21 protein-coding genes are annotated in these 21222 nt (G+C 63.0%); 12 read left to right on the top strand and 9 right to left on the bottom strand.

The window, feature by feature from the left end; translation table 11 throughout:
• Positions 1-52: 52 nt before the first annotated feature.
• The 3 genes from minE to minC form a co-directional block, all read right to left on the bottom strand.
• Positions 53-307 carry a cell division topological specificity factor MinE gene (gene minE / locus ACODS1_RS11270; protein ID WP_159970531.1) on the bottom strand — a complete coding sequence of 85 codons (255 nt, stop codon included), beginning with the start codon at positions 305-307 and terminating at the stop codon, positions 53-55.
• Entirely contained in the window at positions 304-1119 is an 816-nt protein-coding gene (minD, locus tag ACODS1_RS11265) for a septum site-determining protein MinD (protein ID WP_322978629.1), read from the bottom strand. The genes minE and minD overlap by 4 nt, the downstream gene beginning before the upstream one ends.
• A 216-nt stretch (positions 1120-1335) precedes the next feature.
• The gene (gene minC / locus ACODS1_RS11260) at positions 1336-2061 is read right to left on the bottom strand and encodes a septum site-determining protein MinC (protein WP_489085707.1); all 726 of its coding nucleotides are present in this window, start codon (positions 2059-2061) and stop codon (positions 1336-1338) included.
• A gap of 202 nt (positions 2062-2263) precedes the next feature.
• Here minC and ACODS1_RS11255 point away from each other — a divergent pair, with 202 nt between their 5' ends.
• Positions 2264-3196, top strand: a complete 933-nt coding sequence (locus tag ACODS1_RS11255) for a lipid A biosynthesis lauroyl acyltransferase (RefSeq protein WP_489085706.1) — start codon at positions 2264-2266, stop codon at positions 3194-3196.
• Positions 3197-3376: 180 nt separating this feature from the next.
• Positions 3377-4564: a patatin-like phospholipase family protein gene (locus ACODS1_RS11250; RefSeq protein WP_489085705.1), complete on the top strand. Its 1188-nt coding sequence runs from the start codon at positions 3377-3379 to the stop codon at positions 4562-4564.
• An 8-nt stretch (positions 4565-4572) separates the two neighbouring features.
• On the opposite strand, the gene ACODS1_RS11245 is transcribed toward ACODS1_RS11250, so the two are convergent.
• The 4 genes from ACODS1_RS11245 to ACODS1_RS11230 all read right to left on the bottom strand — a co-directional run bounded on the left by ACODS1_RS11245 (position 4573) and on the right by ACODS1_RS11230 (position 8139).
• Positions 4573-5427: a pirin family protein gene (locus ACODS1_RS11245; protein ID WP_489085704.1), complete on the bottom strand. Its 855-nt coding sequence runs from the start codon at positions 5425-5427 to the stop codon at positions 4573-4575.
• A 114-nt stretch (positions 5428-5541) separates the two neighbouring features.
• Positions 5542-6312 carry an MlaA family lipoprotein gene (locus ACODS1_RS11240; RefSeq protein ID WP_489085703.1) on the bottom strand — a complete coding sequence of 257 codons (771 nt, stop codon included), beginning with the start codon at positions 6310-6312 and terminating at the stop codon, positions 5542-5544.
• Positions 6305-7603, bottom strand: a complete 1299-nt coding sequence (locus tag ACODS1_RS11235) for a serine/threonine protein kinase (protein ID WP_322978624.1) — start codon at positions 7601-7603, stop codon at positions 6305-6307. Before ACODS1_RS11235 ends, ACODS1_RS11240 begins: the two co-directional genes overlap by 8 nt.
• Positions 7604-7914: 311 nt before the next feature.
• Positions 7915-8139 (bottom strand): DUF2061 domain-containing protein, encoded by a 225-nt coding sequence (locus tag ACODS1_RS11230; RefSeq protein ID WP_322978623.1) that lies wholly within the window; start codon positions 8137-8139, stop codon positions 7915-7917.
• A gap of 196 nt (positions 8140-8335) precedes the next feature.
• Between ACODS1_RS11230 and ACODS1_RS11225 the strand changes: the two genes are divergently transcribed.
• From ACODS1_RS11225 to ACODS1_RS11180, 10 genes are all read left to right on the top strand, one after another.
• Positions 8336-8665 carry a DHCW motif cupin fold protein gene (locus tag ACODS1_RS11225; RefSeq protein ID WP_322978622.1) on the top strand — a complete coding sequence of 110 codons (330 nt, stop codon included), beginning with the start codon at positions 8336-8338 and terminating at the stop codon, positions 8663-8665.
• A complete protein-coding gene (locus ACODS1_RS11220; protein ID WP_489085702.1) occupies positions 8665-9039 on the top strand; it encodes a DUF2784 domain-containing protein in 375 nt (124 codons plus the stop codon). The genes ACODS1_RS11225 and ACODS1_RS11220 overlap by 1 nt, the downstream gene beginning before the upstream one ends.
• A gap of 100 nt (positions 9040-9139) precedes the next feature.
• Entirely contained in the window at positions 9140-9952 is an 813-nt protein-coding gene (locus ACODS1_RS11215; protein ID WP_322978620.1) for an SDR family oxidoreductase, read from the top strand.
• A 123-nt stretch (positions 9953-10075) separates the two neighbouring features.
• Positions 10076-11215 carry an MFS transporter gene (locus tag ACODS1_RS11210; protein WP_489085752.1) on the top strand — a complete coding sequence of 380 codons (1140 nt, stop codon included), beginning with the start codon at positions 10076-10078 and terminating at the stop codon, positions 11213-11215.
• A 73-nt stretch (positions 11216-11288) separates the two neighbouring features.
• Entirely contained in the window at positions 11289-11717 is a 429-nt protein-coding gene (locus tag ACODS1_RS11205) for a hypothetical protein (RefSeq protein ID WP_322978619.1), read from the top strand.
• A gap of 2 nt (positions 11718-11719) precedes the next feature.
• Positions 11720-12052 (top strand): YnfA family protein, encoded by a 333-nt coding sequence (locus tag ACODS1_RS11200; RefSeq protein ID WP_489085751.1) that lies wholly within the window; start codon positions 11720-11722, stop codon positions 12050-12052.
• A 165-nt stretch (positions 12053-12217) separates the two neighbouring features.
• Entirely contained in the window at positions 12218-13492 is a 1275-nt protein-coding gene (locus ACODS1_RS11195; RefSeq protein ID WP_489085701.1) for an OprO/OprP family phosphate-selective porin, read from the top strand.
• 164 nt (positions 13493-13656) lie between these two features.
• Positions 13657-14781, top strand: coding sequence for a GNAT family N-acetyltransferase (locus ACODS1_RS11190; RefSeq protein ID WP_489085700.1), 1125 nt, complete (start codon positions 13657-13659; stop codon positions 14779-14781).
• Positions 14782-15305: 524 nt separating this feature from the next.
• Positions 15306-16790, top strand: a complete 1485-nt coding sequence (gene putP / locus ACODS1_RS11185; RefSeq protein ID WP_322978615.1) for a sodium/proline symporter PutP — start codon at positions 15306-15308, stop codon at positions 16788-16790.
• Between the two features lie 78 nt (positions 16791-16868).
• Entirely contained in the window at positions 16869-17084 is a 216-nt protein-coding gene (locus ACODS1_RS11180; protein ID WP_489085699.1) for a VF530 family protein, read from the top strand.
• Here ACODS1_RS11180 and ACODS1_RS11175 read toward each other — a convergent pair.
• A complete protein-coding gene (locus ACODS1_RS11175; RefSeq protein ID WP_489085698.1) occupies positions 17081-17965 on the bottom strand; it encodes an alpha/beta hydrolase in 885 nt (294 codons plus the stop codon). The two genes, ACODS1_RS11180 and ACODS1_RS11175, sit on opposite strands and share 4 nt — an antisense overlap.
• A 96-nt stretch (positions 17966-18061) precedes the next feature.
• The gene (locus tag ACODS1_RS11170) at positions 18062-21118 is read right to left on the bottom strand and encodes a transglycosylase domain-containing protein (RefSeq protein ID WP_489085697.1); all 3057 of its coding nucleotides are present in this window, start codon (positions 21116-21118) and stop codon (positions 18062-18064) included.
• Positions 21119-21222: the final 104 nt, after the last annotated feature.

The raw sequence follows: 21222 nt of genomic DNA, 5'->3' as shown, positions 1-21222 counted from the left end.
GGCTACAAATGAACACGGCGGCCGAAGCCGCCGTGAGCGTTGCCGGGTTCGCTTAACGATCCGGCAGGGTGATGTTCAATTCCAGAATCGAGCAACTGCCCTGATCTTCCAGTGCCACCTGTACGTCCTTCTGATCGATGTTGACGTACTTGCGAATCACCTCGACCAGTTCCTTCTGCAGGGCTGGCAGGTAATCCGGCTGGGTACGCTGGCCGCGCTCGTGGGCGACGATGATCTGCAGACGTTCCTTGGCGATGGAGGCTGTGGTTTCCTTCTTGCGCGAACGCAAGAAGTCGAAGATGTTCATTCTCGACCTCCAAATAGTCTTTGCAGGAAGCCCTGCTTCTTCACGTCCAGGAAGCGGTGCGGCATTTCCTTGCCGAGCAGACGCTCGACGGCGTCGCTGTAGGCCTGGCCGGCGTCACTCTGCTCGTCGAGGATGACCGGGATGCCCTGGTTGGAGGCCTTGAGTACGGCCTGCGATTCGGGGATCACGCCGAGCAGGCGGATGGCGAGGATTTCCTCGACGTCTTCGACGCCGAGCATTTCGCCCTTGGTGACGCGCTCGGGGTTGTAGCGGGTCAGCAGCAGGTGTTCTTTGATCGGGTCTTCGCCTTTCTCGGCGCGGCGCGACTTGCTCGCCAGCAGGCCGAGCATGCGGTCGGAGTCACGTACCGAGGACACTTCCGGGTTGGTCACGACGATGGCTTCGTCGGCGAAGTACATGGCCAGGTGGGCGCCTTTCTCGATGCCGGCTGGCGAATCGCAGACCACGTAGTCGAAGGTTTCCGAGAGCTCGGCGATGACTTTCTCGACGCCTTCGAGGGTCAGCGCATCCTTGTCGCGGGTCTGGCTGGCGGCCAGGACGAACAGGTTCTCGATGCGCTTGTCCTTGATCAGGGCCTGGGTCAGGCTGGCTTCGCCGTTGATCACGTTGACGAAGTCGTACACCACGCGGCGTTCGCAACCCATGATCAGGTCGAGGTTACGCAGGCCGACGTCGAAGTCGACGATGACGGTCTTGTGCCCGCGCAGGGCGAGGCCGGTACCGATGGCAGCGCTGGTGGTGGTTTTGCCGACGCCACCCTTGCCGGAAGTGACTACGAGGATCTTGGCCAAGGTGATTCACCCTAAGAAATGAAGATAACGCGGGAATCCGTCGGCCGGTCGAGGCGTCCGGATGCCCTTTGACGAACCTCTGAAAACGCCTTGCTTGGCTGCCGCGAAGGTCGATGACAGATCGCTTGCATGCGCCTGTTTTCGCCTGTTGCGGGTGGCTTTGCCGAGGTTTTCAGACGCTCCTTTTGTGTCCATGAAAAATGGCCGCAGTATCCGTCAAAGGCGGGTGATGTTCAACACGTCGCCCGACAGGCTGACGTGTACCGAATCGCCCCAGAGCGGGTGGCGGCGCAGGTCTTCTGCAACCTTGTATTGACCGGCGATGGAGAGCATTTCGGCGCCCATCTGCTGGCAGAAAATACGCGCCGTGACATCGCCTTTGATACCGGCCAGGGCACGGCCGCGCATGGGCGCGTAAACATGGATGTTGCCGTCGGCGAGAAGTTCCGCCCCGGCGCTGACCGGGGCGAGCACGACCAGGTCGCCGCCCTGGGCATAGATCTGCTGACCGCCACGTACCGGTGTGGTGATCACGCGGGTCGGTTTGCGCTCCGGCTCCACCGGCTTCGGCGGTGCCTTTGGCGCCGGGTCGATGGGGCGTTCGCGCGCGCCGGAAGGTGGCAACACCGGCAGGTCTAGCGCCTCGGCAGCAGCGATGTCGCTTTCGCGCGCCGCACGTACCGCCAGGGTACGCAGGCCATGACGACGGCAGACGTCCATCAGCGCATCCAGATTCAGTTCGCCTTCGCCTTCCGGCAATTTGTCCAGCGCCAGCACCAGCGGCGTGTTGCTGAAGAAGGCCGGAGCCTGGGCGACTTTCTCGGCGAGCTGGGCGTCCAGGCGTTCGAGGTCGTTGTGCGCCAGTTCCATCACGGTGATGGCGAGCATGCTGCCCTTGAGCTGGAATACGGGGTCTTGGTCGAGGAGATCGGCTTGGCTCATGGTCGGGCGCGGGGCTTCTGCAGCGGTACGAAAGTTTGCGGGACTTATAGCGGTAACGACTGCGCACCGCAACTCGCAGCCCCTGTCCCGGGGATTGACCGCGACGTGTCGCGCAGGTTCGTCATCTGCCGAGGCGCGGTCGGCAGCGAGGCGGACAAACTGGGGTAGAATGCGCGGCCTTGCCTGTGACCGGATCTGCTTCATGGAACGCCCCCGTTTTCGCGCCTCCTTCCTTCACCCGCGCTTCTGGCCGCTGTGGCTGGGCCTGGGGCAGCTCTGGTTGCTGGTGCAGTTGCCTTATCGCTGGCTGCTGGCGCTGGGGCGGGCGCTGGGCTGGGTGATGTACCGCACCGCCGGTGCGCGGCGGCGCATCGCCCGGCGCAATCTGGAGTTGTGCTTTGCGCAGAAAAGCGAGGCCGAGCGCGAGCGCCTGTTGCGCGAGAACTTCGCCTCCACCGGTATCGCCTTCTTCGAGATGGCGATGAGCTGGTGGTGGCCACGGGCGCGCTTGGCGCGTCTGGCGCATGTCGAAGGTCTGGAGCATCTGCAGCAGGCACAGGCCGAGGGGCAGGGCGTGATCCTCATGGCGGTGCATTTCACCACGCTGGAGATCGGAGCGGCGCTGCTCGGCCAGTTGCACACCATCGACGGCATGTACCGCGAGCACAAGAATCCGTTGTTCGATTTCATCCAGCGTCGTGGCCGCGAGCGGCACAACCTGGATGCCACGGCCATCGAGCGCGAGGACATCCGCGCCATGCTCAAGGTGCTGCGTGCCGGCCGCGCGATCTGGTACGCACCGGATCAGGACTACGGGCGCAAGCAGAGCATCTTCGTGCCGCTGTTCGGCATCCAGGCGGCGACCGTCACCGCCACCACCAAGTTCGCACGTCTCGGTAAGGCGCGTGTGGTGCCCTTCACCCAGCGTCGGCTGGAGGATGGCAGCGGCTATCGGCTGGTGATCCATCCGCCGCTCGAAGGCTTCCCCGGAGAGAGCGAAGAGGCCGACTGCCTGCGCATCAACCAGTGGATCGAGCAGGCCGTGAGCGCCTGCCCCGAGCAGTACCTGTGGGCCCATCGTCGTTTCAAGACGCGTCCGGAGGGGGAGGCGAAGCTCTACGGGAAGCGCCGTTAACGGGCCGTTGAAAAACTACCTGCGTGGGCAATACTGCGTTAAAAACGGCCTCAAAATGCTCATTTACAACACGTAAACTGCGCTTTTTCGGCCGTTTTTTCCTTGTCTTGCCTGCCTCGCCTACGTTTTTCAATGGTCCGTTAGGGCTCTCTATACTGAAAACAAAAACAGGATCGCCCGATGACCGTCATCTCTCAGCCGTATGAGCCCGTCACCGGCCTGATCCTGTCCGGCGGCGGTGCGCGAGCGGCTTATCAGGTCGGTGTACTGGCGGCCATCGCCGACCTGCTGCCTGATCCGAGCCACAATCCCTTTCCCGTCATCGTCGGCACTTCTGCCGGCGCCATCAATGCCGTCAGCCTGGCCTGCGGGGCTTTGCAGTTCGGTGAGGCGGTGCGCCGGCTCACCGCCGTCTGGCAGAGCTTCCATACCCATCAGGTGTATCGCAGCGACTGGCCGGGCGTGCTGCACCAGGCTGCACGTTTTCTGGGGCACAGCTTGCTGGGGTTGGGGCGCGAGACGCCGGTGGCGCTGCTCGACAGCCGGCCGCTACGCGGTTTGCTGGAGCGTGAGCTGGACTTCTCCGGGATCGCTGCGGCTGTGCGCCAGCGTAAGCTGCGCGCGGTGGCGGTCACGGCGTTCGGCTACGAGAGTGGCCAGGCGGTGACCTTCTATCAGGGGCGCGCCACCATCGACCCCTGGTTTCGTCATCGGCGGGTCGGTATCCCCACGCGTCTGGCGCTGGATCATCTGCTGGCCAGTGCATCGATTCCGCTGATCTTCCCGCCGATGAAGATCAACCGTGAGTATTTTGGTGATGGTGCGGTGCGCCAGTCCGCGCCAATCAGCCCGGCGCTGCATCTGGGGGCCAGCCGGGTGTTGGTGATTGGCGTCAGCGGCAATGGCAGTGCGCAGGGTGCGGCCGTGGAACTGCAGCCGCGACCCAGCAGCAAGCGACCGCCGACGCTGGCGCAGATTGGTGGGCATCTGCTCAACAGCACCTTCATCGACAGCCTGGAAAGCGATATCGAGTTGCTCAACCGGCTGAACCAGTTGAGTGGCATGCTGCCTGGCGAGCCACGTTCGCGCGGCCTGGGGCTGAAGCCGGTGGATGTGATGGTGGTAGCGCCGAGCCGACCGCTGGATCAGATTGCCGCGCGGCACCAGCGTGAGTTGCCGCGCGTGCTGCGCCTGTTCCTGCGCGGGCCGGGGGCGACCAAGGCCGGTGGTGCCGGTGTGCTCAGCTACCTGCTGTTCGAGTCGGGTTATTGCAACGAGCTCATCGAACTGGGCTACCAGGACGCCATGGCGCGCAAGAGCGAGTTGTGCGCCTTCCTGGGCCTGGCGGAGTTGGTGCAGCCAGCCTGAGCCTGAACTCAGGCCAGTACGCCGTCGCGGAAGTCGCGCAGGGCCTGTTCGATCTCTTCCCGGCTGTTCATCACGAACGGCCCGTACTGCACGATCGGCTCGTTCAGGGGCTTGCCGGCGATCAGTAGTACACCGGCGCCCTGGCTGCTGCTCAGGTGCAATGTGCCTTCGTCCGACAGGCGCACCAGACGACCGGCCTTGACCGGCTCCGGGCAAGCGTCCGGCAATTGCAGTTCACCCTGGTAGACGTAGAGCATCACCCGATGCCCGTCAGGCAGTTTGGGGGCGATGGCGCTGCCGGCCGGCAGGCGCAGGTCGAACAACTGCGGTTCGGTATGCGGGCGTTGCACGACGCCGGGCTGCTGCAGGTTGCCGTCGTCGAACTGGCCGGCGATCACCACCGCCTCCACGCCCTGCGCTGTGGTCAGCCGAGGAATCTCGCTGGCCGGAATGTCGCGGTAGCCGGCTTCACCGAGCTTGTCCTTGGCGGGTAGGTTGAGCCACAGCTGAAAGCCGCGCATGGCACCGGATTCCTGCTCCGGCATTTCGCTATGGATGATGCCGCGCGCCGCCGTCATCCACTGCACGCCGCCGCTGCCGAGCAGGCCGACATTGCCCAGATGATCCTCGTGGCGCATGCGGCCTTCGAGCATGTAGGTGACGGTTTCGAAGCCGCGGTGCGGGTGCGGCGGGAAGCCGGCGATGTAATCGTCCGGGTTGTCGGTGGCGAACTCATCGAGCATCAGGAACGGGTCGAAGCGCTCCAGGCCAGGGCCGCCGATCACACGATTGAGGCGTACACCGGCGCCGTCCGAGGCGGGTTGGCCGGGTTGAATGCTGAGAACGCGGCGATGCTGGGTCATGAGGGGCTCCTGATCAGTGAGGAATGCCGCCATGCTATGCGTAATGAGTCGATGGATGGTTGGAAAATATTCCGGTAATGAATCGATTAATTCGATTCATTACCGGTCGTGGATTCAGTCCGCGATCTGCAGCTTGCGCGCCTCGTGATAGAAGTAGCGCAGCTTCTCGTACTCGAACGGTGAGTTGAACTGGCCATAGCGGAAGCTGGTATTGGCACGCTGGTCGACTGCGCGCAAGACCGTGATGCCTGGGTTCTTGCTGCTTGCCTCGGCGACGTCCAGGTAGTTGACCGCATTCTCCAGGCTGTAATCGGCCACCAGGCCACCGGTGTCGCGCAGGTTGGAGGGGCCGAGCAGCGGCAGCATCAGGTAGGGGCCTGCCGGTACGCCGTAGTAGCCGAGGGTCTGGCCGAAATCCTCACGGTACTTGGGCAGGCCCATCGCAGTGGCCGGATCCCAGAGACCACCGATGCCGAGGATGGTGTTGAACAGCAGGCGCGCGGTGTTGTTCATCGCCCGCTCGCCCTTGAGCTGCAGCAGGCTGTTGGCCAGGCTGGGAATCTCGCCCAGGTTGCTGAAGAAGTTGTGCACGCCGGTCTGCAGCAGATTCGGCGTCACGTACTGATAGCCCTCGACCACGGGCAGGAATACCCATTGATCGAAGCGGTAGTTGAAGTGGTAGACGCGGCGGTTCCACGGCTCCAGCGGATCATAGACCTGCAGGGCGTCGCTGGAAGCGCGTTCGAACTCCTGCTGGTCGAGCCCGGGGTTGAACTTGAGATTCTGCAGCGGGTTGGTGAAGCCATCGGCATCGACCTGGCGTTCGGCCAGGGCCGGCCCGCTGGCCAGCAGCAGGGCGGCGATCAGGACTTTGTGCTTAGCCACGGAAGAACTCCAGCATGGCGTCGCTGTTGACGCGGTAGTTGAGGTTGCCGCAGTGACCGCCACGCGGGTACAGGGTCAAGCGGTCGCCGAAGGTGCGGCGCAGGAAGCCGATATCACCCTTGCCGAGGATCAGGTCGTCGGCGTTGTGCATCACGGCGATCTTGTCGCTGCCCTTGAGGTAGTCCTCCAGGGCGTAGAGGCTGCTCTCGTTGATCAACTGGTTGACGCTGCCGCCGTCGTAGCGGGCGCGCCACATGGGTACCAGCTGTTCGGTCATGTAGCACTCGAAGTCGCAGCGTAGCGCCATTTCGAAGAAGGGCGTGAGGTTTGTGCTTTCGGTGATGCGATAGTCGCGCGGGGTGATCAGGCCGCGGCGGTTGAGCAGATCCGAGGTGAAGACGATGTCGCTCGAAGAGAAGCGGAAGGAGGTGCCGATGAGCATGGCCATTTGCTCGTCGGTCAGGTGTTCCTTGGAGCGCTGAAAGTCGTAGAGCATGGCTTCGTTGATGTCGAAGCCACCCTTGTCGTTGAAGTAGCGGGTCAGCTTGCCCAGTACTAGGTCGTAGAAATTGGTGCTGTTGTCGATACCCTGGACGCGGGTTTGTACCAGCTTGTCGAGGTTACTGACCGAGGTGTAGAGGTTGACCGGCGGGTTGAGCATCAGCACGCGCTTGAAGTTGAAGGCGCGGCGAGTCTCGTCCAGCTTGCTGACGAAGGCGGCATGCAGGGCGCCCAGGCTGTAGCCGGTGAGCATGAACTCGCTGACGTCCAGCTTCGGATGTTGCGCGCGAACCGCCTGCATGGCGCGATACAGGTCGTCGGCATCGTCCGGGCTGTAACCCGGGGTGGCGAAGCGTGATGCCGAGGCCATGAAGTCATAGCTGGTCGGCGAGGAGAGCTGTACCACGTGGAAGCCCGCACCGTAGAACAGCTTCTTCAGGTATTCGGTGGTGCCACTGCTGTAGCTGGCGCCTGTGCCGGCGATGATGAAGATCAGCGGCGCCCGGCCTTTCTGCTGAGCGAGGCGATACTGCATGCGTGTCACCGGCCAGAAGTTGTCGAGCAGCTCGAACTCGCGATCCGGACGCAGGAGTACCGAGTAGTCGCTCTGATCGATATCGCGGTCATCCGGCAGCTTCGGGCGCAGCTCCGGTGGCGTGGTCGCGATGGTGGCTTCGAACGGATTGGCTATCGGATAGCCATAGCTTTGTGCGTCGATATCGGCGGCCGCAGCGGACACACAGAAGACCAGGCCACCGAGCCAGGTGGCAAGTCGTGCAAGGCTGGACATAAATTTAAAGTCCCTTTGACAAGAGATCGTCTGGATTGAATCGCGTGAGTATGACAACGGCTAGCTAGGCAAAGTGCCATGCCTGGGTTTCGGAAGCGCGCGCAACCGCCGCGAGCGCACTCGGTGGCGGTGGAGTGTCGATGCTGCTGCGCATTCGCCAGGTAGCCATGGTCATGTTGGCGTGGTCAGGGCGCGCCTGGCGAGAGGCTGCAGGTCACTCGTTGCAGTTCAGCACAAGCGCTGGCGCGCCGCTACCGACTTCTTTTTTGTGGTGGGCGTGTTTGTCGGATGGCGGCTCGGAACGAATCGCTTCAGGCATGGTGATGCAACCAGGCGTGTTTCGGCCGCTCGTCACGCGCTTGGCGATTTTTCTCGAAACGCTGCCAGATCTTCTCGTGGAAGTAGAAGCCCACCGAGTTGCACAGCGGCTCCACCGCCGCGACCAGCCCGCTGACCGCGATGCTGCCCGTAAGCACGTAGGCGACGCCGAAGGCGATGCAGAAATGCATGAGGGTAAAGGTCAGGGTCTTGAGCATGGCGCACCTCGTTGAGAATCATTTGCTGATGGGTGAAGGCTAGTGCGTTCTGAACAGAGGCGGAAATTCGGCCTTTACATGGGCTTGATAGTCTATTGGTATCGATAGTTTATTCTTGAAAATTTTCTTCTATGAATTTCGTTGCCTGGCGGCTCTGGCGTAGGGTGGGCGCTCATCTACTTGAGAGCGCTTTTCCATGCAGATCAGTGACATTCCCTTCGGCGTAACCGACTGGGCGGCGATCGAGCCGACCGAACATCCGGGCGAAAGCGGAATCGCTTATTGGCGTACCTGCAACTTCGGCGCGTTACGGGTGCGCATGGTGGAGTATTCCCCTGGCTACCTGGCCGACCACTGGTGCCACAAGGGGCATGTCCTGCTCTGTCTGGAGGGGGAGCTGCATACCGAGCTCGAGGATGGCCGGGTATTCGTGCTCAAGCCGGGCATGAGCTATCAGGTGGCCGACGGTGCCGAGGCACATCGTTCGTCCACGGCCGTGGGCGCGCGCCTGTTCGTGGTCGACTGATGCTCTGGCGACTGGCTGCCGATGCGCTGGTGTTGGTGCATCTGGCGTTCATCCTCTTCGTCATGCTGGGCGGCTTGCTGGTCTGGCGTTGGCCGCGTCTGTGCTGGCTGCATCTGCCCGCCGTGGCCTGGGGCATCGTGGTCGAGGCGCTGCATCTGACGTGCCCGTTGACGCCCTGGGAAAACCAGCTGCGTCGCGCCGCCGGTGACGCTGGCTATACAGGCAGCTTCGTCGAGCACTACCTGTTGCCGGTGATCTATCCCGCCGGTTTGACGCCGCAGATCCAACTCGTGCTCGCGACCGTGGTAGTGCTGGTCAATGCCTCGGTGTATGGCATGCTGCTGTGGCGACGGTATACGCACTCGCGCCGTTGATTTGCCTTGCCTATTCATGCAGGTGATGAAGGCATGGCGCCGGTATTTCCTTCGCTACACTGCCTGGCATTGCAACCGAACAGTCAAAGGCAGGCCTTTTATGCAAAACCGTATGATGATCACGGGCGCGGGTTCCGGGCTGGGGCGCGAAATCGCCCTGCGCTGGGCACGCGATGGTTGGAATCTGGCGCTGGCGGACGTCAATGAGGCCGGGCTGGCCGAAACCCTGGCGATGGTGCGTGAGGCCGGCGGCGATGGTTTCACCCAGCGCTGCGACGTGCGCGACTACAGCCAACTGACCGCCTTGGCCCAGGCCTGCGAGGAAAAGTTCGGCGGTATCGACGTGATCGTCAACAACGCCGGCGTGGCCTCTGGCGGCTTCTTCGCCGATCTGTCGCTGGAGGACTGGGACTGGCAGATCGCGATCAACCTGATGGGCGTGGTCAAGGGCTGCAAGGCGTTCCTGCCGTTGCTGGAGAAGAGCAAGGGCAAGATCGTCAACATCGCTTCCATGGCGGCGCTGATGCAGGGCCCGGGGATGAGCAACTACAACGTGGCCAAGGCCGGTGTGGTGGCTCTGTCGGAAAGCCTGCTGATAGAGCTGCGCCAGCAGGAAGTCGGCGTGCACGTGGTGTGCCCGTCGTTCTTCCAGACCAATCTGCTCGATTCCTTCCGTGGCCCGACGCCGGCGATGAAGGCGCAGGTGGGCAAGCTGCTGGAAAGCTCGCCGATCAGCGCGGCCGATATCGCCGAGTACATCCATGCCGAGATGGCTAAGGGCAGCTTCCTCATCCTGCCGCACGAGATGGGGCGCATGGCCTGGGCGATGAAGCAGAAGAACCCGCAGTTGCTCTACGACGAGATGGCCAATATGGCCGAGAAAATGCGCAACAAGGCGCGCTCGATGAACTGACCACTAGGTCAGTTTCTGCTGCCGGTGGGCTTGCCCCACCGGAACGAGCGGGGTAGGGTGGCGCCCCCGGCCTGCCTGCCGTTCGATTGTGGAAACCTTGTGACTGCTTTTTCTCGGGGCCTGATGCTGCTGGCCCTGGTACTGGCGGCGTTCAACCTGCGCCCCGGTATCACCTCTCTTGCGCCGCTCATCGAGCGGATTGCCACCGAGCTCTCCCTCAGCCGTGGCTTCATCAGCCTGACCACCGCGCTGCCGGTGCTGTGCATGGGCCTGCTGGCGCCACTCGCACCGCGCCTGGCGCAGCGCTGGGGCCTGGAACGCACCATCATGCTGTGCCTGGCGATGATCGGCCTGGCCTTGCTGACGCGCCTGGCGGCCCAGCAAAGCGGTCTTCTGATCGGCAGCGCTGTTCTGCTCGGTGCCGCCATCGCCGTGGCCGGCCCGCTGCTTTCAGGGTTCATCAAGCGCCATTTCGCCGGCCAGGTCGGGCGTGTGGTGGGCTGGTACTCCCTGGGCATGGCCTTGGGCGGCGCGGCAGGTGCGGTGTTCACCGCGCCACTGACCAGCCTGTTCGGCGATGCCTGGGATCTTGGCCTGGCCATCTGGGCCGTGCCGGCGCTGGCTGCGACGCTATTGTGGATGGGGCTGCCCAACCAGACCGGCAGCGCCCAGGAAGGTGAGGCAGCAGGGTTGCCCTGGCGCGTGCCGCGCGCCTGGCTGTTGAGCAGCTTCTTCGCCATTCAGGCGGGGCTGTTCTACGCCATCGCCACCTGGATCGTGGCGCGCTACCACGAGGCGGGTCTGAGCATGCTGCACAGCAACTCGCTGCTGAGCATCATCATGCTCATGGGCCTGCCCAGTTCCTTCCTGCTGCCCTGGCTGGCGCAGCGTTTCGACGCTCGCTACACCCTGCTGATGCTATGCGGGCTGACCACCTGCCTGTGTCTGGCGATGATCACCTTCCTGCCTGGTTTGCTGCCCGAGGTGTTCGCCTTCGCCATGGGCTTCTCGCTGGGTGGCTCCTTCGCCCTGTCGCTGGTGCTGCCCTTGTATGAAGCCGGCTCACCGCTGGCGGTCAGCCGCTGGACGGCGATGATGCTCTTCACCGGTTATGGCCTGGGTTGCCTGACGCCGATTCTCACCGGGTTGGCGCGCGACCTGTCCGGCAGCTATCGCCTGCCGTTCGCCGTGCTTACCGGCCTGGCACTGGTGATGGTGGCGCTGGCCTGGCGCCTCGGCCATGGCCGACAGGCGCGTGGCTGATTATTCGCGCCAGTTCCTTTCGTGCCCTGGCAGGCTGTGTTAGAAGGCAGGCTGTTTTTTCTGGAGTGCCGGTGTGGAGTCCGAATCCATCGTCTATGGCTGCATCCGCGACTGGCCGTCGGATGATCCCGAGCAGCGCCGATTGCGCCGCGAAACCAATCACGCCGTGCTGGCCGAATTGCCTTCGGGCGATCTCTGGCCCTTTCTCGGCCGCGAGATGTTCTCCTTCTGCGAGCTGCCCGGTGCCGGCCTGTACCAGACCCAGGTGATCCATTTCGGTGCCAGCTACGGCGCCGTGGAATACGAGTGGAACCTGTGGATCGAAGCCTTCGAAGCACTGCTCAAGCGCCTGTACTGGGCCAGCGCGGTGGTGCACCTGGAAACCGAGCTCAACGGCCTGCACACCTTCCGCTGGGAATCCGACAACGGCTTTCACAGCCCGCAGGAGGGCGCCTTGCGAGTGCGCTGCGCCTGGGAGCGTGAAGGCAGCCTGCGTGGCTGATGATGCTCAATTACCTGCTGTTCCTGCTCGCCGCGATGTTCGAGATCGCCGGCTGTTACGCCTTCTGGATGTGGCTGCGTCTTGACCGTAGCGCGCTGTGGATCCTCCCGGGCCTGCTCAGCCTGACGCTGTTCGCGCTGATCCTGACGCGCGTCGAGGCCTCTTTCGCCGGACGCGCCTATGCCGCTTACGGTGGCGTCTATATCGTCGCTTCGCTGGTTTGGCTGGCGCTGATCGAAAGGACGCGTCCGCTGCTCAGTGATTGGCTGGGCGCCGCGTTATGCCTGGCCGGCGCCGCGGTCATTCTATTCGGCTCGCGCCTGCAGACGCCGTGAGGCTTTGCTGCTTATAAGCATCGGAAGTAAAAAAGTTCCGCTGTAACCAAATCTTTATATATCAGCAACTGCGCTGAAATAACCCCTCGCCAAGATTCCCCCCAACACGAACGAGCCCATTGCTCGGGTGTTTTCAACACTTAAAGTCCAACAGGGGAATCCTCGATGATCCGTAAGCACTTCGCCGGTTTCGCAGCCAGCGCTCTGGCTCTGGCCGTCTCCGCCCAGGCTTTCGCCGGCACCGTCACCACCGACGGCGCTGACATCGTAGTCAAGACCAAAGGTGGTCTTGAAGTCGCTACCACTGACAAGGAATTCGGCTTCAAGATCGGCGGCCGTCTGCAGGCCGATTACAACCAGTTCGACGGCGTATTCACCGATGATGGCAAGACTGCCAACGAGGCCTTCTTCCGTCGCGCCATCCTGGAAATCTCCGGTACCGCCTACAAGGACTGGAAGTACGTATTCAACTACGACTTCAGCAATGGCAACACCTCGTCGGGTAACAGCTCCGACTGGGATGAAGCCTCCATCTCCTACACCGGGTTCGCTCCGGTGACCATCAAGGTCGGTCGCTTCGACCCCGACTTCGGTCTGGAAAAAGCCACCAGCTCCAAGTGGATCACGGCCATGGAGCGCTCCGGCATCTATGAGATCGCCTCCTGGGTCAACGACAAGCAGGACGGCATGGGCGTGCAGGTCAGCGGCGTTGCCGGCAACATGTTCTATGGCTCGGCCGGCTACTTCAACAAGGATGGCGCCGAGTACGAAAACGAGCACGGCAAGGATCAACCGACCTACAACCTGCGTGCGGTGATCGCACCGATGGCCGAGGCCGGCAATGTCCTGCACTTCGGTATCAACTATGCCAACCGTGACGTGGAAGATTTCAACGGCGCCATCACCTCCCGCATGGGCGTGCGTGGCACCACCGAAGACACCACCAACGGCAACCGTCCGACCTTCGCCCCGGGTGTGACCGGGCAGTTCGACGGTGACAGCGCCTGGGGTCTGGAAGCGGCCTACGCTGTCGGCCCGTTCTCGGTTCAGAGCGAATACCTCAAGCGCGATATCGATGCCAAGTCGAACTCTACGCGTAATGATCGCGAAGCGACTGGCTACAACGTGCAACTGGCCTACACCCTCACCGGTGAGGCGCGTGGCTACAAACTCGACGGCGGCAAGTTCGACAGCATCAAGCCGAACGACAAGCAAATGGGCGCCTGGGAAGTCTTCTACCGCTACGACAACATCAAGGTCGAAGAAAGCGGTTTCGACGACACCAAGGGCAAGGCACACACCGTTGGCGTGAACTGGTATGCCAACGAAGCGGTCAAGGTTTCCGCCAACTACATCAAGGGCAAGACCGACAACGTGACCAACGACGTGGGTGACGACGACGGTGACTCCCTGGCCCTGCGCCTGCAATACGTATTCTGATTCATCGCTGTAAGTGCTCCAGTGTTTGAGCCCCGCCTCTGGCGGGGTTTTTTTATGCGCGCGCGGAGCCTCTGCGTTGGCAGTGGTTGATTGCTGATACCTGCGCCTGTCATCGTAGCTGTCCGCCGATGACCAAACCTGCGCCGCCCGGGTGAACGCTCGCCATGCCCCTGAAAACTCTGAATTCACTCCGCGATCTTTCTGCCGACACCTGGGACGCCCTGGTGCCGGAGGCGCAACCTTTCCTGCGCCACGCTTTTCTGTCGGCGTTGGAGGACAGTGGCAGCGTAGGTGGTCGCAGTGGCTGGCAGCCCTCGCATCGGCTGTGGCTGGACGAGCGTGGTGAGCTCCAGGCGGCGCTACCGGCCTATCTCAAGCAGCATTCCTATGGTGAATACGTTTTCGATCACGCCTGGGCCGATGCCTGCCGCCGTGCGGGGATCGACTATTACCCCAAGCTGCTGGGTGCCGTGCCATTCTCCCCGGTCAGCGGGCCGCGCCTGCTCGGCTCGCAACAGGGCGCGGCGCAGTTGCTCGCCGCCCTGACCGACGGCCTGGAAACAGAGGGGCTATCGAGCCTGCATGTCAATTTCACTCAGGAATCCTGTGATCAGGTGCTGCAGCAGTGTGACGGCTGGTTGCAGCGCCTGGGCTGCCAGTTCCATTGGCACAACCGCGGCTATCGCGACTTTCAGGACTTTCTCGACACGCTCGCCTCGCGCAAGCGCAAGCAGATGCGCAAGGAGCGCGAGCAGGTGGCGGGGCAGGGTATCGACTTCGACTGGCGTCATGGCGCCGAGTTGAGCGAGGCAGACTGGGACTTCGTCTACCACTGCTATGCCAACACCTACCATGTTCGCGGCCAGGCACCTTACCTGACGCGTGCGTTCTTCAGCCTGCTGGCCGAGCGCATGCCGCAGGCGATTCGTGTGGTGCTGGCACGTCAACACGGTCGGCCGGTCGCCATGGCATTCAGTCTGGTGGGGGGCGATACTCTCTATGGCCGCTACTGGGGCTGCCTGGCCGAGTTCGACCGACTGCACTTCGAAACCTGCTTCTATCAGGGCATGACGCTGGCCATCGAGATGGGCTTTCGACGTTTCGATGCCGGTGCCCAGGGTGAGCACAAGCTGATCCGCGGCTTCGAGCCGGTGATCACGCACTCCTGGCACTACCTCTGTCACCCGGGGCTGCGCGCTGCCGTCGCCGATTTTCTCGAGCAGGAGCGCCCTGGCGTAAGGGCCTATGCCGAACAGGCCCGTGGTTATCTGCCGTATCGGCAGGTATGATCCCGCGCCTTCGGGCAGTGTCTGACGCGGCGCTTTCGTCCTGGAGAGGGGTTCTGCACTGACGGCTTCACCACGGGTTGCTGTTCTCGCGCTTGGGCACACACCCTGATGACCGTTTGCCGGAAGTTCCCAGGCATGGAGTTTCCTGCAAAAACTCCAGAGTTTTTTGCAAGAAGCGCGCGCGCTGCAGCCTCTACATTCCGCCTTTCACTTTCATGCGGGCCGTTTTTCGGGCGTCTGAATTGGTCAGCACGGCGATGCTGGGCTAGACCGAATAAGGGCGTTGGCAGCCGAAACCGAGCGCTTGACCTGGCCTCAGGCGTATCGTACAGGCCGGTTGGCAGACCGGGGAGCTTACGGTTCGCGCAGTACGTGGGTCTGCTGGAGCAAGGCATCGGCACGATGCACGAGCCTGGATGGAAGTGACTGGTGCCCGACGCTTGCCTGGTGCGAGTGAGCTTTGCCAATCAGGGCATGGGGCGGTCCCGATGCCCGATAACAACAAACGAGAGGGGAGCCCCCCAATGACAGCTAGTACTCCAATGCTCGTCACCTTCGTGGTGTACATTGCAGCCATGGTGCTGATCGGCCTGATTGCCTATCTGCGCACCAAGAACCTTTCCGACTACATCCTCGGCGGTCGCAGCCTCGGCAGTTTCGTCACCGCATTGTCCGCGGGCGCTTCCGATATGAGTGGCTGGCTGCTGATGGGCCTGCCGGGCGCCATCTTCGTTGCCGGCATCTCCGAAAGCTGGATCGCCATCGGCCTGGTCATCGGTGCTTATCTCAACTGGCTGTTCGTCGCTGGCCGTCTGCGCGTGCAGACCGAGCACAACGGCAACGCCCTGACCCTGCCGGACTACTTCACCAACCGCTTCGAGGACAACAGCCGCATCCTGCGCATCTTCTCGGCGCTGGTGATCCTGGTGTTCTTCACTATCTACTGCGCCTCGGGCGTGGTGGCCGGTGCCCGTCTGTTCGAGAGCACCTTCGGCATGAGCTATGAAACCGCACTGTGGGCTGGCGCTGCTGCCACAATCGCCTACACCTTCATCGGTGGCTTCCTGGCGGTGAGCTGGACCGACACCGTGCAGGCCACGCTGATGATCTTCGCGCTGATCCTGACCCCCATCGTGGTGATGATCGCTACCGGCGGCTTCGATCCGGCCATGGTCGCTATCGAGGCGGTCGACGCGACCAACTTCGACATGCTCAAGGGCGCGACCTTTGTTGGCGTGATCTCGCTGATGGCCTGGGGCCTGGGTTATTTCGGTCAGCCGCACATCCTGGCGCGCTTCATGGCCGCTGATTCGGTGAAGTCGATCCCGGCTGCCCGCCGCATCTCCATGACCTGGATGATCCTGACCCTGGCCGGTGCCGTTGCCGTAGGCTTCTTCGGCATCGCCTACTTCTCGGCGCATCCGGATGTAGCCGGCCCGGTCGGCGAGAACCCGGAGCGTGTGTTCATTGAACTGGCCAAGCTGCTGTTCAACCCCTGGATCGCCGGTATCCTGCTGTCCGCCATTCTGGCCGCGGTGATGAGTACCCTGAGCTGCCAACTGCTGGTGTGCTCCAGTGCCCTGACCGAGGACTTCTACAAGGCCTTCCTGCGCAAGGGTGCTTCGCAGACCGAGCTGGTTTGGGTCGGTCGTGGCATGGTGCTGCTGGTCGCACTGATCGCCATTGCCCTGGCGGCCAACCCGGATAACCGTGTGCTGGGTCTGGTGTCCTATGCCTGGGCCGGTTTCGGCGCGGCGTTCGGTCCGGTGGTGATTCTCTCGCTGCTGTGGAAGGGCATGACCCGTAACGGCGCACTGGCCGGTATGCTGGTCGGTGCGGCCACCGTGATCGTGTGGAAGAACTGGATCGGTCTGGGCCTGTACGAGATCATTCCGGGCTTCATCCTCGCCACGCTGGCCATCGTGATCTTCAGCCGTATCGGCCAGGCTCCGAGCCAGTCGATGCTCAGCCGCTTCGATCAGGCCGAGAAAGAGTACAAGTCGGTATAATCCTGCCGGCTGAACAGAAGGCGATGATTGCTTGCGGTCATCGCCTTTTTTATTGCACGTCGCCAACAGGATGCATCCATGCACAGCAATGACCCTCTGCACGGCCTCAGCCTGCAGGCCATTCTCACCGCCCTGGTCGAGCGTATCGGCTGGGAAGGCTTGGCCCGACACGTGGACGTACGCTGCTTCAAGCACGAGCCCAGTATCAAGTCGAGCCTGACCTTCCTGCGCAAGACACCCTGGGCGCGCAGCAAGGTCGAGGCGCTGTATCTGCAGACCTTCCCTCGCCCCTAGTTGAGCATCATGCCCAGCGCCTGCAAGGCCTGGAGGTATTGGTTGCCGGCCATGCGCAGCCCGTTGTTGTGATTGGCTCCGTCGATCAGCAGCAAGCGTTTCGGCTCGTTGGCCGCGGCGTAAAGGGCTTCGCTGAAGCGCGCCGGCACGTAATGGTCGTCACGGCCATGGGCGAGCAGCACGGGGATGCCGACAGTGCCGATCTTGGCCAGTGAGTCGAACTCCTGCGACAGCAGCCAGTGCAACGGCCAGGCGGTATCCGTCACAGCCTGGGCGACCTCGGCCAGGTTGGTGAAGCTGGATTCGACGATCAGGCCGCCGGCCTGTGGCGAGTCGTGCGTTTCGGCCAACTCGTGAGCCAGGTTGACCGCCACCGCGCCACCCAGTGAGTGACCGTAGATAAAGCGTTTGCCTGCATCGGGCTGCACGCGCACGAGGTATTCCCAGGCGATCTGCGCGTCCTGGTAGACGCTGCGCTCCGAGGGCAGTTGTCCCAGGCTCTGGCCGAAGCCTCTGTAGTCGATGGCCAGTACGGCGAAACCCATGGTATGCAGTTGCTCGATGCGAAACAGCTGGCCGGTAAGGTTCCAGCGCGAGCCGTGCAGGTACAGCAGTGTCGGAGCATTCTTGCGCGAGGCGGGCCACCACCAGGCATGCAGGCTTTCGCCAGGGGCGAGCGCGGTCGATTGCAACTGGATTTCCTCCAGCCCGGAAGGGATGCCACTGAACCAGCGCGCTGTGCCGGATTCGATGCGAAACACCAGCTTGCGCTCGGTTTCCTCCAGCTTGGCGCAGCCGATGGGCAAGGCGATGGCCAGGCACAGCAGGGCCAGCAGGCTGAGGCGTCGGCGACGCAGCAAGGCACGCCAGGATATGGGCATGGTGACTCCGCGATTGAGGTCAAGGGCAGGTGCAGGCGTAGACCGACCCTGCCAGGGGCCGGTTCGCCTGACCAGTGCTCGAAGGATTACCGGGTATTACCGCGCGCTCAGCTGCGGCGTCTGGCAGTGCGTGGCAGTGCCCGGTTGCAGATAGGGGGCGAGCAACGGCGCCATGCCCTTGAGCACCTGTACCGGCAAGGCCGAGGTGAAGGTGAAGCGCTCGGCATCGCGCCCTGGCACGAAGGCTGTCAGGGTGCCGTAGTGATTCGGCCCTAGATAGAAGACGAAGGTCGCGGTGCGGTTCATGGCGCGCGAGCTGAGTATGCGGCCACCTGGGCCGATGCTTTCGATACGGTTGTCGCCGGTACCGGTCTTGCCGCCCAGCGTCAGGGGTTGACCATCCGGCAACTGGAAGCTGCCCTGTAGACGCCGCGCCGTACCGCCTTCAACGACCTGTGAGAGCGCGCCGCGCAGGGCGGCCGCGACTTCCGGTGCCATGACCTGGCGCATTTGGGCTCCGTCGTTCTGCAGGTGCGTTTCGTAAGGTGTATCCACGGCGAAGTCCAGTGCGTCGACGCGCAGTACGGGCTGGCGAATACCGTCGTTGAGGATGATGCCCATCAACTCGGCCAATGCGGCCGGACGGTCTCCCGAGCTGCCCAGCGCGGTGGCCAGGGATGGCACCAGGTGGCCGAAGGGGTAGCCAAGTTTCTTCCAGCGTCGATGGATGTCGGAAAAGGCTTCCACCTCCAGCATGATGCGGATGCGGCTGTCACGAGCGCTCTTGTGGCGACTGCGCAGCAGCCAGCCGTATACCTCCTGGCGCTCGTCGAAGCTGGCGGCCACCACATCATCGAACACTGCCTGCGGATTGGCCGCCATATAGCCCAGCAGCCACAGCTCCAGTGGATGCACACGGGCGATATAGCCTTGATCCGGCAGGCTGTAGGCGCCAGGCCCGTAGGCCGTGTAAAGCTGGGCGATGCGTGCCGGGGTGAGCGGTTCCTGTGGCAGCTGTGCGTGCAGGAAGGCCGCGAAGGTGGCCTGGTCTGCCTGGGGTTGCAGGTAGCGATGCACGGCCGCCAGGCGTACCGGTGTCTGCCGCAGACCGCTGAGGAAGGTGTCCAGACGCTGTTGCGGCGCCTGCCCCTGATACTTGCGCCAGAAGCGCAGGAGAAAGGTGCGTCCCTCGCGGTCGGCGAAGCGTTGCAGGTATTGCAGGCGGCGTGGGTCGCTGTCGTCGCGCAGCAGCTCGGCGCTGTTCTGGTAGGTGCTGTAGCGCACCAAGTCACGCATCAGGCGCACGAAGGGCAGGTTGATCGACTCACGCAGTGCTTCACGCAGAGTTGGGTTGCGCCCGTTGTCCTCGCGGCGGAAGTTGCCGAAGGTGTGTACGCCGCCGCCGGTAAAGAAGCGCTCCTGCGGATTGGCCGAGTAGCGCCGCTCCAGTGCGGCGTCGAGGACTGTCGCGAGCGTTGCATCCGGGTGGCTGCGCAGGTAGTCGACGGTCCAGCGGCTCAGGTGATCCTGTTCGGCGATGTCCAGCGCTTTCAGCTCGGCGCTGGTCTTGCCGGCATGGCGTTGATACAGCTCGGCGATGATCTCCAGGTAGGTGGCCAGCACACGCAGTTTGGCGGTGGAGCCCAGTTCCAGTTTGCTGCCTTCGTTGATGTCGAAGGGCTGGTCGGTGCTGTCGGTCTGCACGCGAACCCGGCTGCCGCTGCTGGTGCGCTCGAAGAGGGTGAAGCTGTAGCGCACCTCGGCGGTCTTTTCCGCTGACAGCAGGCGCTCTCCAAACAGACCGACCTCGCCAGCGAAGGCGGGGGCGGCCAGACGCTGCAAATAGGCGCTGACCGCTTGCTGCAGATCCCGTTGCAGCGTGCTGTGGGCGGTCAGGTCAATACGGTCGAGGTCGTACAGCGGCAGGCCGAGCAGGGCGGACAGGCGCGAGCGCACCACGCTGATGCCCTTGTCGCTCTCCACACTGCGCAATGCGGGTTCGAGTTCCCAGTCGCGATACTGCATCGGTTGGCTCAAGGCTGCGTCACGCAGGGCAGGATCGATCACAGCTGCACCTGCAAGCAGGCGCAGGTGGCTGTCGGTCAGCGCTTGCAGATCCTTGCGCCCCTGGGCCAGGTAATAGGTGGGGCGACGCTGGGCGATCATCAGTGACAACACCTGGCGCAAGGCCAGGCCGCGTTCGGCCAGGCTGGCCTGAGGTGTACGTGATGGATCGAGCAGTGCATTGACTCGGTCGAAGTCGGCGCCGTACCAGATGCGCAGCCCATCGGCCACACCGTGAACTTCACCGTGACCGGGAGCTGCTGACAGCGGCACGCTGTTGAGGTAGTCGCGCACGATGCGCTGGCGTGCGGCCAAAGTCTGCGGCCCTTGCTGGTAGGCGCGGATGCTGGCTGACACCATCTGCCGCAGTTTTTCCCCGGCAGAGAGCGTCAGCCCATCGGGGGAGTGCCGGTATTTCTCCAGTTGGGTGGCCAGGGTGCTACCGCCGGCAGACTGCCCGTCGAGGTCGAGCACCTTGCCCATCTGTGACAGCGCCGCCATGGCAAAGCGCGGCCAATCCACTGCCGGATTGGCCTGAGGCTGATCCCTGGCCAGCAGATGGCGATTCTCGATAAACAGCAGGCTGCTGACTATCAGCGGCGGGATCTCGGCGAAATCGGCGTAGCCCTGACGTGGGTAGTGAAAGTCATAGAAGGGCAGGCCGCGGCAATCGGTCAGGGTCAGGCCGGCGCTGCTCTTTTCCCTATAAGGCGGGTAGAAGCCCTGCTGGCTGTAGTGCATCAGCGCCGGCGAGAAACGCACCTGTTGGCTGATATGGAAGTCGCGTTGTTGCAGGCGTTCGAGCATCAGAGGCAGGTAGGCGTAACCCTGGCGCTGGTCGAACGGGCCGTCACTGGGGTAATGAATGGCGGTGCTTGCGCCCGGCTGCAGGTCATAGGTCAGTGTCGCGGCGTAGCGACTGAGTTCGCGAGCCTGAAAGTGGGCACTGCGCAGCTCGAAAACCAGCATCACGGCAGCAGCCAGCAGAACGCTCACCAGCAGCAGGTAGATCAGGTATTTCCAGCGCCGTTTCGAGGCCGGTCTGGCGTCGTCATGCTGTTCAGGGTCGAAATGCTGCGTCGTGCTCATGGTTCGCCCCCTGACTTCATACCCTGGTCGAGGATGGCTGCTGCACAAGTCGAGGCGTGTGAGCAACCGCTCGCCTGGTCTGTAGAAACAGTCTAGACCGCTAC

This window comes from Pseudomonas sp. FG29 (genome assembly GCF_057809355.1).
The sequence above is the reverse complement of the archived record's forward strand: the minus strand, read 5'-3'. Positions and strand labels throughout refer to the sequence as shown.